Origin of the sequence: Pseudomonas sp. SMN11, from assembly GCF_052041945.1 — a bacterium.
Classification (GTDB): Bacteria; Pseudomonadota; Gammaproteobacteria; order Pseudomonadales; family Pseudomonadaceae; genus Aquipseudomonas.
In genome coordinates, this window is sequence record NZ_JBKGGW010000024.1 from 80,537 (window position 1) to 95,145 (window position 14,609).

11 protein-coding genes are annotated in these 14,609 nt (G+C 63.5%); 9 read left to right on the top strand and 2 right to left on the bottom strand.

Going from position 1 to position 14,609, the window contains the following annotated elements:
• The 5 genes from gcvP (at window position 1) to ACLEJU_RS19240 (ending at window position 6,678) form a co-directional block, all read left to right on the top strand.
• Window positions 1-2,856, top strand: a complete 2,856-nt coding sequence (gene gcvP, locus ACLEJU_RS19220) for an aminomethyl-transferring glycine dehydrogenase (RefSeq protein WP_435422920.1) — start codon at window positions 1-3, stop codon at window positions 2,854-2,856.
• Window positions 2,857-3,002: 146 nt separating this feature from the next.
• Window positions 3,003-4,379 carry an L-serine ammonia-lyase gene (locus tag ACLEJU_RS19225; protein WP_110637422.1) on the top strand — a complete coding sequence of 459 codons (1,377 nt, stop codon included), beginning with the start codon at window positions 3,003-3,005 and terminating at the stop codon, window positions 4,377-4,379.
• Window positions 4,380-4,406: 27 nt separating this feature from the next.
• A complete protein-coding gene (gcvT, locus tag ACLEJU_RS19230) occupies window positions 4,407-5,528 on the top strand; it encodes a glycine cleavage system aminomethyltransferase GcvT (RefSeq protein ID WP_435422919.1) in 1,122 nt (373 codons plus the stop codon).
• Window positions 5,529-5,885: 357 nt separating this feature from the next.
• Window positions 5,886-6,098 (top strand): cold-shock protein, encoded by a 213-nt coding sequence (locus ACLEJU_RS19235; RefSeq protein WP_435422918.1) that lies wholly within the window; start codon window positions 5,886-5,888, stop codon window positions 6,096-6,098.
• A 91-nt stretch (window positions 6,099-6,189) separates the two neighbouring features.
• Window positions 6,190-6,678 carry an RDD family protein gene (locus ACLEJU_RS19240; RefSeq protein WP_435422917.1) on the top strand — a complete coding sequence of 163 codons (489 nt, stop codon included), beginning with the start codon at window positions 6,190-6,192 and terminating at the stop codon, window positions 6,676-6,678.
• Window positions 6,679-6,726: 48 nt separating this feature from the next.
• On the opposite strand, the gene lptG is transcribed toward ACLEJU_RS19240, so the two are convergent.
• Together lptG and lptF are read right to left on the bottom strand one after the other, a co-directional pair.
• Window positions 6,727-7,788, bottom strand: a complete 1,062-nt coding sequence (lptG, locus tag ACLEJU_RS19245; RefSeq protein ID WP_435422916.1) for an LPS export ABC transporter permease LptG — start codon at window positions 7,786-7,788, stop codon at window positions 6,727-6,729.
• Window positions 7,781-8,896 carry an LPS export ABC transporter permease LptF gene (lptF, locus tag ACLEJU_RS19250; RefSeq protein ID WP_435422915.1) on the bottom strand — a complete coding sequence of 372 codons (1,116 nt, stop codon included), beginning with the start codon at window positions 8,894-8,896 and terminating at the stop codon, window positions 7,781-7,783. Before lptF ends, lptG begins: the two co-directional genes overlap by 8 nt.
• Window positions 8,897-9,185: 289 nt before the next feature.
• Between lptF and ACLEJU_RS19255 the strand changes: the two genes are divergently transcribed.
• From ACLEJU_RS19255 to ACLEJU_RS19270, 4 genes are all read left to right on the top strand, one after another.
• On the top strand, window positions 9,186-10,679 hold the full coding sequence (locus ACLEJU_RS19255) for a leucyl aminopeptidase (protein WP_435422914.1): 1,494 nt from the start codon (window positions 9,186-9,188) through the stop codon (window positions 10,677-10,679).
• Window positions 10,680-10,729: 50 nt separating this feature from the next.
• Window positions 10,730-11,158: a DNA polymerase III subunit chi gene (locus ACLEJU_RS19260; protein ID WP_159411960.1), complete on the top strand. Its 429-nt coding sequence runs from the start codon at window positions 10,730-10,732 to the stop codon at window positions 11,156-11,158.
• A 5-nt stretch (window positions 11,159-11,163) separates the two neighbouring features.
• Window positions 11,164-11,538: a DNA polymerase III subunit chi gene (locus ACLEJU_RS19265; protein WP_103445545.1), complete on the top strand. Its 375-nt coding sequence runs from the start codon at window positions 11,164-11,166 to the stop codon at window positions 11,536-11,538.
• A 187-nt stretch (window positions 11,539-11,725) separates the two neighbouring features.
• Window positions 11,726-14,572, top strand: a complete 2,847-nt coding sequence (locus ACLEJU_RS19270; protein ID WP_435422913.1) for a valine--tRNA ligase — start codon at window positions 11,726-11,728, stop codon at window positions 14,570-14,572.
• Window positions 14,573-14,609 lie beyond the last annotated feature (37 nt).

The following is a 14,609-nucleotide window of genomic DNA, read 5'->3' on the forward strand; positions in this document are numbered from 1 at the left end:
ATGACCATCAACCTCGGCACCGCCAACGAATTCATCGCCCGTCACATCGGCCCGCGCGCCGCTGACGAGCAGGCCATGCTCGCCACCCTGGGCTTCGACTCGCTGGAGGCCATGAGCGCCGCCGTCATCCCCGACAGCATCAAGGGCACCAGCGTGCTCGGCTCGGAAGACGGCCAGAGCGAGGCCGATGCCCTCGCTGCGCTGAAAGCCATCGCCGGCAAGAACGCACTGTTCAAGAGCTACATCGGCCAGGGCTACTACAACACCCACACCCCGGCACCGATCCTGCGCAACCTGCTGGAAAACCCGGCCTGGTACACCGCCTACACTCCGTACCAGCCAGAAATTTCCCAGGGCCGCCTGGAAGCGCTGCTGAACTTCCAGACCCTGATCAGCGACCTCACCGGCCTGCCGATCGCCAATGCCTCCTTGCTCGACGAAGCCACCGCCGCTGCTGAAGCCATGACCTTCTGCAAGCGCCTGTCGAAGAACAAGGCCAGCCATACCTTCTTCGCCTCCGTGCACTGCCACCCGCAAACCCTCGACGTGCTGCGCACCCGTGCCGAACCGCTGGGCATCGAGATCGTGGTCGGCGACGAGCGTGAGCTGGGCGATGTCAGCGCCTTCTTCGGCGCCCTGCTGCAATACCCGGCCAGCAACGGCGAAGTGTTCGACTACCGCGAAGTGGTCGCGCGTTTCCACGCCGCCAACGCCCTGGTCGCCGTTGCCGCCGACCTGCTGGCCCTGACCCTGCTGACCCCGCCAGGCGAGTTCGACGCCGACGTGGCCATCGGCAGTGCCCAGCGCTTCGGCGTGCCACTGGGCTTCGGTGGCCCGCATGCGGCCTACTTCGCCACGCGTGATGCCTTCAAGCGCGACATGCCAGGGCGCCTGGTCGGCGTGTCCATCGACCGCTTCGGCAAGACCGCCCTGCGCCTGGCCATGCAGACCCGCGAACAGCACATCCGCCGCGAGAAGGCCACCAGCAACATCTGCACCGCCCAGGTGCTGCTGGCCAACATCGCCAGCATGTTCGCCGTGTACCACGGCCCGGCCGGCCTCAAGCGCATTGCCGAACGCACCCACACCCTGACCGCGATTCTGGCCGCCGGCCTGAAAACCCTGGGCCTGGACGTGGTTGGCGAAACCGCCTTCGACACCCTGACCCTGGCCACCGGCAGCGCCACCGCCAGCCTGCACGACAAGGCCCGCGCCCAACGCATCAACCTGCGCCAGATCGACGCCGCTCACCTGGGCCTGTCACTGGACGAGACCAGCACCCAGGCCGACGTCGAAGCCCTCTGGCAGCTATTCGGCGCTGACCAGGCCCAGCCTGACTTCGCCGCCCTGGCCGCCAGCACCGGCTCGCGCCTGCCATTAGCGCTGTTGCGCCAATCGGCCATCCTCGAGCACCCGGTGTTCAACCGCTACCACAGCGAAACCGAGCTGATGCGCTACCTGCGCCGCCTGGCCGACAAGGACCTGGCGCTGGACCGCAGCATGATCCCGCTGGGCTCGTGCACCATGAAGCTCAACGCTGCCAGCGAAATGATCCCGGTGACCTGGGCCGAATTCGGCAACCTGCACCCGTTCGCTCCGGCCGCGCAGAGCCAGGGCTACCTGCAGATGACCACCGAGCTGGAAGCCATGCTCTGCGCCGCCACCGGCTACGACGCCGTGTCGTTGCAGCCCAACGCTGGCTCCCAGGGTGAGTACGCAGGCCTCTTGGCCATCCGTGCCTACCACCGCAGCCGTGGCGAAGGCCACCGCGATATCTGCCTGATCCCGTCTTCGGCCCACGGCACCAACCCCGCCACCGCCCACATGGCCGGCATGCGCGTGGTGGTCACCGCCTGTGACGCCCGTGGCAACGTCGATGTCGAGGACCTGCGCGCCAAGGCCATCGAGCACCGCGAGCGCCTGGCCGCGATCATGATCACCTACCCGTCGACCCACGGCGTGTTCGAGGAAGCGATCGGCGAAATCTGCGCGATCATCCACGACAACGGCGGCCAGGTTTATATCGACGGCGCCAACATGAACGCCATGGTCGGCCTCTGCGCCCCAGGCAAGTTCGGCGGCGACGTGTCGCACCTGAACCTGCACAAGACCTTCTGCATCCCCCACGGCGGTGGCGGCCCGGGCGTCGGCCCGATCGGCGTCAAGTCGCACCTGGCGCCGTTCCTGCCAGGCCACGCGCAGCTGGAAAACACCGATGGCGCGGTGTGCGCCGCGCCGTTCGGCAGTGCCAGCATCCTGCCGATCACCTGGATGTACATTCGCATGATGGGCGGTGCCGGCCTCAAGCGTGCTTCGCAGATGGCGATCCTCAACGCCAACTACATCGCCCGCCGCCTGGAAGAGCACTATCCTGTCCTGTACACCGGTGGCAATGGCCTGGTTGCCCACGAGTGCATCCTCGACCTGCGCCCGCTCAAGGACACCAGCGGCATCAGCGTCGATGACGTGGCCAAGCGCCTGATCGACTTCGGTTTCCATGCACCAACCATGTCGTTCCCGGTGGCCGGCACGCTGATGATCGAACCGACCGAAAGCGAGTCCAAGGAAGAACTGGATCGCTTCTGCGACGCGATGATCCAGATCCGGGAGGAAATTCGCGCGGTTGAAACCGGCAGCCTGGACAAGGACGACAACCCGCTGAAGAACGCCCCGCACACTGCGGCCGAGCTGGTTGGCGAATGGGCCCATGGCTACAGCCGCGAGCAGGCGGTGTACCCGCTGCCGAGCCTGGTGGAAGGCAAGTACTGGCCGCCGGTCGGCCGCGTCGACAACGTGTTCGGCGACCGCAACCTGGTCTGCGCCTGCCCGTCGATCGAGAGCTATCAGGACGCCTGAGGCGGCCTTTAGGAAGCTGGGGCCGCTTTGCGGCCCAATCGCGACGCAAGGCCGCTCCCACAGGGGCCGCGCCGCTCTTTGTGGGAGCGGCCTTGTGTCGCGAAAGGGCTGCGCAGCAGCCCCAAAGATCTTCAGGAGGTACCACCATGTCACTGAGCGTCTTCGACCTGTTCAAGATCGGCATCGGACCCTCCAGCTCCCACACGGTCGGCCCGATGCGCGCCGCCGCGCGCTTTGCCGAAGGGCTGCGCCGCGATGGCCTGCTGGCCAGCACCGTTTGCGTAAAGGCCGAGCTGTATGGCTCGCTCGGCGCCACCGGTAAAGGCCACGGCAGCGACAAGGCGGTATTGCTCGGCCTGGAAGGCGAGCACCCAGATACCGTGGACACCGAATCCATCCCCGCCCGCCTGCAGGCCATCCGCACCAGCGGCCAGCTCAGCCTGCTGGGTGAGCAGACCATCGCCTTCGTTGAGAAGCAGCACCTGGCGATGATCCGCAAACCCCTGGCCTATCATCCCAACGGCATGATCTTTCGAGCCTTCGATGCCGCCGGGTTGCAGATCCGCAGCCGCGAGTACTACTCGGTGGGTGGTGGTTTCGTGGTCGATGAAGACGCCGCCGGCCAGGACCGCATCGTCGAGGACAGCACCGTACTGGCCTTGCCATTCAAGACCGCCAAGGAGCTGCTCGGCCACTGCACCGCGCAGCACCTGTCGATCAGCCAGGTGATGCTGGCCAACGAGGCAGCTTGGCGCCCGGAAGCCGAAACCCGCGCCGGGCTGCTGCGCATCTGGCAGGTCATGCAGGACTGTGTCGAGGCCGGCTGCCGCCATGAGGGCATCCTGCCCGGCGGGCTCAAGGTCAAGCGCCGTGCTCCGGCGCTGTACCGGCAACTCAGCCGCCACCCGGAAGCCAGCCTGCGCGATGCCCTGTCGGTGCTCGACTGGGTCAACCTCTACGCCCTGGCGGTCAATGAAGAAAACGCCTACGGCGGGCGCGTGGTCACCGCACCGACCAACGGCGCGGCGGGCATCGTCCCAGCGGTGCTGCACTACTACATGCGCTTCGTCCCTGGTGCCAGCGAGGACGGTGTAGTGCGTTTTCTGCTCACCGCTGCCGCGATCGGCATCCTCTACAAGGAAAACGCCTCGATTTCCGGAGCCGAGGTCGGCTGCCAGGGCGAGGTCGGCGTGGCCTGTTCGATGGCCGCAGGCGCCCTGTGCGAAGTGATGGGCGGCACCCCGCAACAAGTGGAGAACGCCGCTGAAATCGGCATGGAACACAACCTCGGTCTGACCTGCGACCCGATAGGCGGCCTGGTTCAGGTGCCCTGCATCGAGCGCAACGCCATGGGCTCGGTGAAGGCCATCAATGCCGTGCGCATGGCGCTGCGCGGTGACGGGCAGCACTACGTGTCGCTCGACAAGGTGATTCGTACCATGCGCCAGACCGGTGCCGACATGAAAAGCAAGTACAAGGAGACCGCCCGCGGCGGTCTGGCCGTCAACATCATCGAATGTTGACCCGATAAAAAAACCAAGGAGTCACCGATGTCCGAAACACTGCAAAAGACCCCGCTGCACGCCCTGCACCTGGAACTGGGCGCGCGCATGGTGCCGTTCGCCGGCTTCGACATGCCGGTGCAATACCCGCTGGGCGTGCTCAAGGAACACCTGCATACCCGCGAGCAGGCTGGCCTGTTCGACGTCTCGCACATGGGCCAGATCGTCCTGCGTGGCGCCGATGCCCCCAAGGCGCTGGAGTCGCTGGTACCGGTAGACATCATCGACCTGCCGGTGGGTATGCAGCGCTATGCCATGTTCACCAACGAGCACGGTTGCATCCTCGACGACCTCATGGTCGCCAACCTCGGTGACGACACCCTGTTCCTGGTGGTCAACGCGGCGTGCAAGGACCAGGACCTGGCTCACCTGCAGAAGCACATCGGTAACCGTTGTGAAGTGCAGCCACTGTTCGAGGAGCGTGCCCTGCTCGCCCTGCAAGGCCCGGCGGCGGTCAAGGTGCTTGAGCGCCTGGCGCCGGAAGTGGCGGGCATGACCTTCATGCAGTTCCGCCCGGTGCAACTGCTGGGCGAAGACTGCTTCGTCAGCCGCTCGGGTTATACCGGCGAAGACGGCTACGAGATCTCGGTGCCGGTCGGCGCTGCCGAAGCCCTGGCACGCCGCCTGCTGGCCGAGCCTGAGGTACAGCCTATCGGCCTGGGTGCACGCGACTCACTGCGCCTGGAAGCTGGCCTGTGCCTGTATGGCCACGACATGGACACCACCACTACGCCAGTCGAAGCCAGCCTGCTCTGGGCGGTTTCCAAGGCCCGCCGTGCCGACGGTGCCCGTGCAGGCGGTTTCCCAGGTGCCGAAGCGGTGTTTGCGCAATTGCAGGCTGGCGTACCACGCAAACGGGTTGGCTTGTTGCCGCAGGAACGTACACCAGTACGTGAAGGCGCGGAAATTGTTGATGCGTCCGATAAAACAGTTGGAAAAGTCTGCAGTGGCGGTTTTGGCCCGACGCTCGGCGCCCCTGTTGCGATGGGTTATGTCGATATCGAACATGGCGCTCTCGATACCGCTCTGTTTGCCTTGGTACGTGGCAAGAAGGTTGCCTTGAAAGTCAGCAAAATGCCTTTCGTTGCACAACGTTACTACCGTGGCTGAAGGTAGCATCTGAGGTGTGCGGGCAGGTAGTACATATTCGATTTCGAACCTGCCCAATAACTTTTGAACATGGCGCCAGGCCAGGCGCCATGCCGTTTCCGACAAATCCGTCGGATATCGGCAAAACGCCAATTTTCTATACGACCAAGGGCTTGTTTTTTTCTCAGGAGTTGGCGTAGAGTCACTGCACTGTGTTTGCATGGGTCGCAACAGTTCGTGACCTGGGCCAGTAGCCGAGATTTGCTACAACCCGTTCGACGTCTCTTACTTTCCTGCAACCCAGCCCAGTAGTCTTTCACTCATATATAACGTGAAAGAAACTGTCATCAAAATTTAAGCTTCATAGGAAATAAGACAATGGCTGAGCGTCAGAACGGTACCGTCAAGTGGTTCAATGACGAAAAAGGTTACGGTTTCATCACCCCAGAAAGCGGTCCGGATCTGTTCGTGCACTTCCGTGCCATCGAAGGCAACGGCTTCAAGAGCCTGAAAGAAGGCCAGAAGGTCACCTTCGAAGCAGTCCAAGGCCAGAAAGGCATGCAGGCTGACAAAGTCCAGCCTGTCAACTAAGCACAAGCCCGACTCCTAAAAAGCCCCTGCCATGTGCAGGGGCTTTTTTTTGCCCGTAGAATAGCGGCTTCGCCTTTCGGAGCTGTTCTGCATGTCCAAGCCTCTGCTCTCCCCCCAGGGTGATTTCCCACCGGTCGGCCTGGGCCGACGCCTGGCGGCGATGTTCTATGACTTCCTGCTGTGCACGGCTCTGCTGATCGTGACTGCCGGGGCCTACAAGATGATCCAGATGACGATCATCGGCGAAGTCCGCATGCGTGAACTGACCGAGGCCGGCGCGCTGGATGGCGACCCGCTGCTGTCGACCGTGCTGCTGTTCGCCCTGTTCGGCTTCTTTGCCAAGTTCTGGACCCATGGCGGCCAGACCCTGGGTATGCAGGTATGGGGCGTGCGCGTACAGAACGCCGACGGCAGTGCGATCAGCTTGTGGCAGGCACTGTTGCGCTTCGTGGTGTCGATTGCCTCTTGGCTGTGCCTGGGGCTTGGGTTCTTCTGGTCGCTCATCGACAAGCGCAAACGCGGCTGGCATGACATCTATTCGGACACCCAGCTGGTGCGGGTACCGAAGCAGAAAAAATAGGCACAAAAAAGCCGACCCTTGGGTCGGCTTTTTCAGCTGCTCAGGCCATCACCCCGCCCGACGCAACAACCACACCCCAGCCAAGGCACAGATGCCTGCCGGAATCACCACCGCCAACAGCGGCGGGAAGCCGAACACCTGGCTCGACGGGCCCAGCAGGTCCTGGCCGATGCGGAACGCGAAGCCCACCAGCACGCCAGTGAACACGCGCTGGCCGAGGGTGACTGAACGCAGCGGGCCGAAAATGAAGGAGATTGCCATCAACACCAGTGCCGCGGTCACAATCGGTTGCATCACCTTGGTCCAGAACGCCAGCCAGTAGCGGGCGTTGTTCAGGCCTTGGTCGGACAGGTAGTGGATGTAGTCCCACAGCCCGGTGATCGACAGCGACTCGGGGGCCATGATCACGGTATTGAGCAGTTGCGGGGTCAGCGAAACGTCCCATAGCTCCGTCGGCGCCTTCACCACTTCGGTGCGGTCACCGTGGAAATAGGTGGTGCTGATATCGTTGAGCGTCCAGTGGTCGTCTTTGTACTCGGCACGACGGGCAAAGCTAGAGGTCTGGATCTTGCGTTCGTTGTCGAAGCGGTAGCGCGTCACGCCCAGCAGCAAGCCATTGGGCTGCACCGAGTTGATGTGCACGAACTCCTCGCCCTGGCGATGCCACATGCCATGCCTGGAGCTTTGCGCTTCACCACCACCCTGGGCCAGGGAACGGTCCGCCTGGGCCTTGTTCTCGGTGACCGGGGCGACGTATTCACCAATCAGCAGGCCAACCAGCATCAGCACCAGCATCGGCTTCATCACCGCCCAGACGATGCGTCCGATGGAGACACCGGCCGCGCGCATGATGGTCAGCTCGCTGTTGCTGGCCAGGCTGCCCAGGCCAATCAGGCAGCCAATCAGTGCCGCCATCGGCAGCATTTCGTACAGGCGCCGAGGTGCCGTCAGCAGGACGAAATTGCCCGCGTCCAGCAAGGTGTAGGTATCGCTTAGTTCACCCATCTCGTCGATGAAGGCGAACAGCGAGGCTAGGCCGAGGATGATCCCCAGCACGGCCAGGATGGCCAGCAGCACGCTCATGCCGATGTAGCGATCGAGCTTACCCATGGGCCACCTCCGCACGACGGGCAGCCATTTTCAGGCGCAGCGGTTCCCAATACATCAAGGTCAGGCCGATCAGCAGGAACAGGCCATGCACCCACCAGATGCCCAGGCTGATCGGCAATTTGCCCTTCTCCAGGGCGCCGCGTACGGAAATCAGCATTGTCAGGTAAGCCATGTACAGGAGAATTGCCGGCAGCAGCTTGAGGAAGCGGCCCTGGCGCGGGTTGACCCTGGCCAGCGGGACCGCCATCAGGGTCACGACGAATACCAGGATCGGCAGCGACAGGCGCCATTGCAGCTCGGCACGCTCTCGCAGGTCGGTCTTGCCGAACAGATCAAGCGTCGGAATCGCTTCGCGGTCGGTCACTTCTTCGGCGACCTCCGGCTTTGGCAGCAACACGCCGTAGGTGTCGTACTTGATTGCACGGTAATCGGCCTGGCCGGGGTTGCCGTCATAGCGGTAGCCGTTTTCCAGCACCAGGTAGCGATTGCCATCGGCTTGTATTTCCTGATGGCCCTTTTCGGCAACCAGTACCGAAGGCGCGCGGTCCTTGGTCTTGTCCTGATTGAAGCGCTTCTCGGAAATGAACACTCCGTCCAGCTTGATGCGGTCGTCGGACAGCGCTTCAGTGTAGGTGACCCGGCTACCGTCACGCAGGGTCTGGAAGCGGCCCGCCTCCAGCGTGTCGAACTCGGTCAAAGTGTCCTGCTGGGCAATGATCTTCTGCACCTGGGCAACCCCCAGCGGCGCCAGGCTCAGGCTCAGCCACGCAACCGCCAGGGCGACCAGCGCCGCCGGCAACATGGTCAGGCCTAGCAGGCGCTGCTGGCTCATACCGGTGGCCGAAAGCACGGTCATTTCGCTTTCCAGATACAGCCGGCCGTACGCCAAGAGAATGCCAAGGAACAAACCCAGCGGCAGAATCAGTTGCAGGAAACCAGGCAAGCGGAAACCCATGATCATGAACAGCACGCCAGGGTCGAGAATACCCTGGGCCGCCTGGGCCAGGTACTTGATGAAGCGCCCGCTCATGATGATCACCAGCAGCACGGCGCTGACGGCGCTCAAGGTCACCAGGACCTCGCGGGACAGATAACGAAAGACGATCAAACCAGACACTCCTGGGTTGTCAGGGGCGGACTGCCAAACATTGGCCTGTGACAGCCAGGACCAAAGCCGGTTCGCCAACGGCGAACCTCCATATGAAGTGCGCGCATTATCCTGTGATTGGCCGCGCCTGTCACTTGGCCGCGCATGAAGCCCCACATCGGGCTTGTCAGCACGCTTGCGGGAGGCTCAAACTGGCAGCTTTTCCACTGGCACGCGACAACGCGGCCAGGCCCGTCCAGAGCGCGAAATCGCATAGCGCCAACTGCATAGATCATTCGGGGACCCTGACATGGAACTGGTTGTAAAAAGCGTAGCCGCTGCATCCGTAAAAACCGCCACTCTGGTCGTGCCGGTCGGTGAAGGGCGCAAGCTCGGTACCGTAGCCAAGGCCGTCGACGACGCCTGCGAAGGCGCCATCAGCGCGGTGCTCAAGCGTGGTGACCTGGCCGGCAAGCCTGGCCAGACCCTCTTGCTGCAGAGCGTGCCTGGCCTGAAGGCCGAGCGCGTGCTGCTGGTCGGCAGCGGCAAGGACGAAGCCCTCGGTGACCGCGCATGGCGCAAGCTGGTCGCCAGCGTGGCCGGTGTACTCAAGGGCCTGAACGGAGGCGATGCCGTGCTGGCCCTGGACGACATCGCGGTCAGCAACCGCGACGCCCATTACGGCAAATACCGCCTGCTGGCCGAGACGCTGCTCGACGGTGAATACGTATTCGACCGTTTCAAGAGCCAGAAGGCCGAACCGCGCGCCCTGAAGAAAGTAACCCTGCTGGCCGACAAGGCCGGCTTGGCCGAAGTCGAGCGCGCCGTCAAGCATGCCAGCGCCATCGCCACCGGCATGGCCTTCACCCGCGATCTGGGCAACCTGCCGCCCAACCTGTGCCACCCGAGCTTCCTGGCCGAGCAGGCCAAGGACCTGGGCAAGGCCCACAAGGGCCTGAAGGTCGAAGTGCTGGACGAGAAGAAGATCAAGGACCTGGGCATGGGCGCGTTCTATGCCGTGGGCCAGGGCAGCGACCAGCCGCCACGCCTGATCGTGCTGAACTACCAGGGCGGCAAGAAGGCCGACAAGCCGTTCGTGCTGGTGGGCAAGGGCATCACCTTCGATACCGGCGGCATCAGCCTCAAGCCAGGCGCCGGCATGGATGAAATGAAATTCGACATGTGCGGCGCCGCGAGCGTGTTCGGCACCCTGCGCGCGGTCCTCGAACTGCAGCTGCCGATCAACCTGGTGTGCCTGCTGGCCTGTGCCGAAAACATGCCGAGCGGCGGTGCCACCCGCCCGGGCGACATCGTCACCACCATGAGCGGCCAGACCGTCGAGATCCTCAACACTGACGCCGAAGGCCGCCTGGTGCTGTGCGACACCCTGACCTACGCCGAACGCTTCAAGCCGCAGGCGGTGATCGACATCGCCACCCTGACCGGCGCCTGCATCGTCGCCCTGGGCAGCCACACCTCGGGCCTGATGGGCAACAACGACGAGCTGGTTGGCCAACTGCTCGATGCCGGCAAGCGTGCCGACGACCGCGCCTGGCAGCTGCCGCTGTTCGACGAGTATCAGGAACAACTCGACAGCCCGTTCGCCGACATGGGCAATATCGGTGGGCCGAAAGCCGGCACCATCACCGCGGGCTGCTTCCTGTCGCGCTTCGCCAAGGCCTACAACTGGGCGCACATGGACATCGCCGGCACGGCCTGGATCAGTGGCGGCAAGGACAAGGGCGCTACCGGTCGCCCGGTTCCGCTGCTGACCCAGTACCTGCTGGACCGCGCTGGCGCCTGATGCCATGACGCCGGCGGCACCCCAGGTGCCGCCAGCTGGCAGACCACATCATGAGCAAAGTCGATTTCTATATCCTGCCCACCGACTCGCTGTCGGCGCGGCTGGACTTCGCCTGCAAGCTGTGCGAGAAGGCCTGGCGCCTCGGCCACCGGGTCTACCTGCATTGTCAGGATGCCGAGCAGCGCAACGAACTGGATCAACGCCTGTGGCGCTTCAAGGGTGAGGCCTTCGTGCCCCACGACCTGGCCGAAGTGCACGCAGATGCCAGGGTAGCCTTGGGCCTTGCCGACGATGCCGGCGAACACCGTGACCTGCTGATCAACCTTGGCGCCGGTGTACCGGGGTTCGTCGGCCAGTTCGAGCGGGTTGCCGAGATCGTTGTCGAGGAGCCCGGCATTCGCCAATCGGCCCGCGAGCGGTTCCGTTTCTACCGCGAACAGGGCTATGCTCTGCAAGACCACCGCTTACAGCGACTTTAACGACGATGGACAAGCCTTCCGCCCTACCCGATTCCGCCCATCTGCTGGATGATCTGGAGTCGATTCGCCAGCTGCTCGGCGATGCCGACCTGCAGCCGCCGCTGCTGACCGAAACGGTCGAGCAGATTCCCCTATTGCTCGATGTACCTGCAGGTAACGCGGCGCCAGCGCCTGAAGCCGAGCCCGCAGCAGCAGCTGAGCCCGAGGATGATCCGCAGACCCGCCGCCAGGACACCCTGCTGCACCTGGAGAGCGAGTTGCGCGCCGCCGCGCAGATGATCATGCAGGACGTGATCAACGACTTCACCCCGCACATCGAGAACGAGATCAAGCGCCGCCTGGATGCGCGGATCGAACGTCTCATCAAGCGTTCCGAGTGATTCCCTGGGGGCGCTCTGCGCCCCTTTCGCGACACAAGGCCGCTCCCACAGCAGAAATGCGTTCATCCGTGGGAGCGGCCTTGTGTCGCGAAAGGGCTGCAAAGCAGCCCCCAGCCTGTCGCCTAAACCCTGTGCCTTCGTTATACTTTTCGGCTTTCCCGAATAAATGCACAGGGTCCCGCCGCGCATGGATAAGACCTACCAGCCGCACGCCATCGAAACTTCCTGGTACAACACCTGGGAGTCCGAAAACTATTTCGCTCCACAAGGTGCAGGTGAGTCCTACACCATCATGATCCCGCCACCGAACGTGACGGGCAGCCTGCACATGGGCCACGGCTTCAACAACGCGATCATGGACGCCCTGATCCGTTTCCGCCGCATGCAAGGCCGCGACACCCTGTGGCAGCCTGGTACCGACCACGCCGGTATCGCCACGCAGATGCTGGTCGAGCGCCAGCTCGAGGCCAAGGGCCAGAACCGTCACGACCTGGGCCGTGAGAAGTTCCTGGAGAAAGTCTGGGAGTGGAAGGATCAATCGGGTGGCAACATCAGCCGCCAGATCCGCCGCCTGGGCTCGTCGGTCGACTGGAGCCGCGAGCGCTTCACCATGGACGACGGCCTCTCCGAAGCGGTCAAGGAAGCCTTCGTGCGCCTGCACGAGGACGGCCTGATCTACCGCGGCAAGCGCCTGGTCAACTGGGACACCAAGCTGCACACGGCCATCTCCGACCTCGAAGTGGAAAACCACGATGAGAAGGGCCACCTGTGGAACCTGCGCTACCCGCTGGCCGACGGCGCCAAGACTGCCGAAGGCAAGGACTATCTGGTAGTCGCCACCACCCGTCCGGAAACCCTGCTCGGTGACGCCGCCGTTGCCGTCAACCCGACCGACGAGCGCTACCAGGCACTGATCGGCAAGTTCGTCGAACTGCCGCTGGTCGGCCGCCGCATCCCGATCATCGCCGACGACTACTGCGACCCGGAATTCGGCACTGGCTGCGTGAAGATCACCCCGGCCCACGACTTCAACGACTACGAAGTCGGCAAGCGCCACAACCTGCCGCTGCTGAACATCTTCGACAAGAACGCTCTGGTGCTGTCCGCCGCACAGGCCTTCAACCTCGATGGCAGCCTCAACGAGCAGATCGACACCAGCCTGCCTGCCCAGTATGCCGGCCTCGACCGTTTCGTTGCGCGCAAGCAGATCGTTGCCGACCTGGACGCCCAGGGCCTGCTGGTGAGCATCGACGACCACGCCCTGAAAGTGCCGAAAGGCGACCGTTCGGGCACCGTCATCGAGCCATGGCTGACCGACCAGTGGTACGTTTCCACCAAGCCGCTGGCTGAACCTGCCATCGAAGCCGTGGAAGATGGCCGCATCCAGTTCGTGCCAAAGCAGTACGAGAACATGTACTTCTCCTGGATGCGCGACATCCAGGACTGGTGCATCAGCCGCCAGCTGTGGTGGGGCCACCGCATCCCGGCCTGGTACGACGAGGCCGGCCAGGTGTATGTCGGCCGCAATGAAGAAGAAGTCCGCGCCAAGCACAACCTCGGCAGCGATGTGAACCTGCGCCAGGACGACGACGTGCTCGACACCTGGTTCAGCTCGGGCCTGTGGACATTCTCCACCCTGGGCTGGCCGGAACAGACCGAGTTCCTGAAGAAGTTCCACTCCACCGACGTACTGGTGACCGGCTTCGACATCATCTTCTTCTGGGTTGCGCGCATGATCATGCTGACCATGCACCTGATCAAGAACGAGGACGGCACCCCGCAGGTACCGTTCAAGACCGTGTACGTGCACGGCCTGGTGCGCGATGGCCAGGGCCAGAAGATGTCAAAGTCCAAGGGCAACGTGCTTGACCCGCTGGACATCGTCGACGGCATCACGCTCGATGCCCTGCTGGAAAAACGCACCAGCGGCATGATGCAGCCCAAGCTTGCCGAGAAGATCGCCAAGCAGACCAAGGCGGAGTTCCCGGAAGGTATCGCCAGCTACGGCACCGACGCCCTGCGCTTCACCTTCTGCTCGCTGGCTTCCACCGGCCGCGACATCAAGTTCGACATGGGCCGCGTCGAAGGCTACCGCAACTTCTGCAACAAGATCTGGAACGCCGCCCGCTACGTGCTGGACAAGGGCGAGGACTGCGGCCAGAACGGCGAAGCCTGCGAGCTGTCGCTGGCGGACCGCTGGATCATCTCGCAGCTGCAGCGCACCGAAGCCGAAGTGACCCGCCAGCTCGAGCAATTCCGCTTCGACCTGGCCAGCCAGGCGCTGTACGAGTTCATCTGGAACCAGTACTGCGACTGGTATCTGGAGCTGTCCAAGCCTGTGCTGTGGGACGAGAATGCCCCGGTCGAGCGCGCCCGCGGCACCCGTCGCACCCTGGTCCGCGTGCTGGAAGTGGCGCTGCGCCTGGCGCACCCGTTCATGCCGTTCATCACTGAAGAAATCTGGCAGCGCATCGCACCGCTGGCCGGTATCGAAGGCAAGACCATCATGCTGCAGCCATGGCCAGTGGCCAATGAAAGCCGCATCGATGCCGCCGCAGAAGGTGATATCGAGTGGCTGAAGGAGTTGATGGTCGGCCTGCGCAACATCCGCGCCGAGATGAACATCGGCCCGGGCAAGCCACTGCCGCTGTTCCTCAAGAACGCCAACGCCGACGACCAGCGTCGCCTGCAGGAAAACGAAGCCCTGCTGAAGAAGCTGGCCAAGGTCGAATCGTTCACCGTGCTCGGCGATGCCGACGAAGCACCGCTGTCGGCCACCGCCCTGGTTGGCGACCTGCAGGTGCTGGTGCCGATGGCCGGCCTGATCGACAAGGACGCCGAGCTGGCTCGCCTGAACAAGGAAATCCAGCGTCTGCAGGGTGAAGTTCAGCGCGTGGGCGGCAAGTTGTCCAACGCCGCCTTCGTCGACAAGGCGCCGCCTGCCGTGATCGAGAAGGAACGCGCCAAGCTGGCCGAGTCGGAACAGGCCCTGGCCAACTTCACCGAGCAGCACGCGCGGATTGCAGCGCTGTAACAATCTGATAGACCGCTGGGGCCGCTTTGCGGCCCTT

Bases quoted from the DNA above. Each gene is read 5' to 3' on its own strand.
- gcvP (WP_435422920.1), top strand. From the start codon at position 1: ATGACCATCAACCTCGGCACCGCCAACGAATTCATCGCCCGTCACATC.
- ACLEJU_RS19225 (WP_110637422.1), top strand. From the start codon at position 3,003: ATGTCACTGAGCGTCTTCGACCTGTTCAAGATCGGCATCGGACCCTCC.
- gcvT (WP_435422919.1), top strand. From the start codon at position 4,407: ATGTCCGAAACACTGCAAAAGACCCCGCTGCACGCCCTGCACCTGGAA.
- ACLEJU_RS19235 (WP_435422918.1), top strand. From the start codon at position 5,886: ATGGCTGAGCGTCAGAACGGTACCGTCAAGTGGTTCAATGACGAAAAA.
- ACLEJU_RS19240 (WP_435422917.1), top strand. From the start codon at position 6,190: ATGTCCAAGCCTCTGCTCTCCCCCCAGGGTGATTTCCCACCGGTCGGC.
- lptG (WP_435422916.1), bottom strand. From the start codon at position 7,788: ATGGGTAAGCTCGATCGCTACATCGGCATGAGCGTGCTGCTGGCCATC.
- ACLEJU_RS19255 (WP_435422914.1), top strand. From the start codon at position 9,186: ATGGAACTGGTTGTAAAAAGCGTAGCCGCTGCATCCGTAAAAACCGCC.
- ACLEJU_RS19260 (WP_159411960.1), top strand. From the start codon at position 10,730: ATGAGCAAAGTCGATTTCTATATCCTGCCCACCGACTCGCTGTCGGCG.
- ACLEJU_RS19265 (WP_103445545.1), top strand. From the start codon at position 11,164: ATGGACAAGCCTTCCGCCCTACCCGATTCCGCCCATCTGCTGGATGAT.
- ACLEJU_RS19270 (WP_435422913.1), top strand. From the start codon at position 11,726: ATGGATAAGACCTACCAGCCGCACGCCATCGAAACTTCCTGGTACAAC.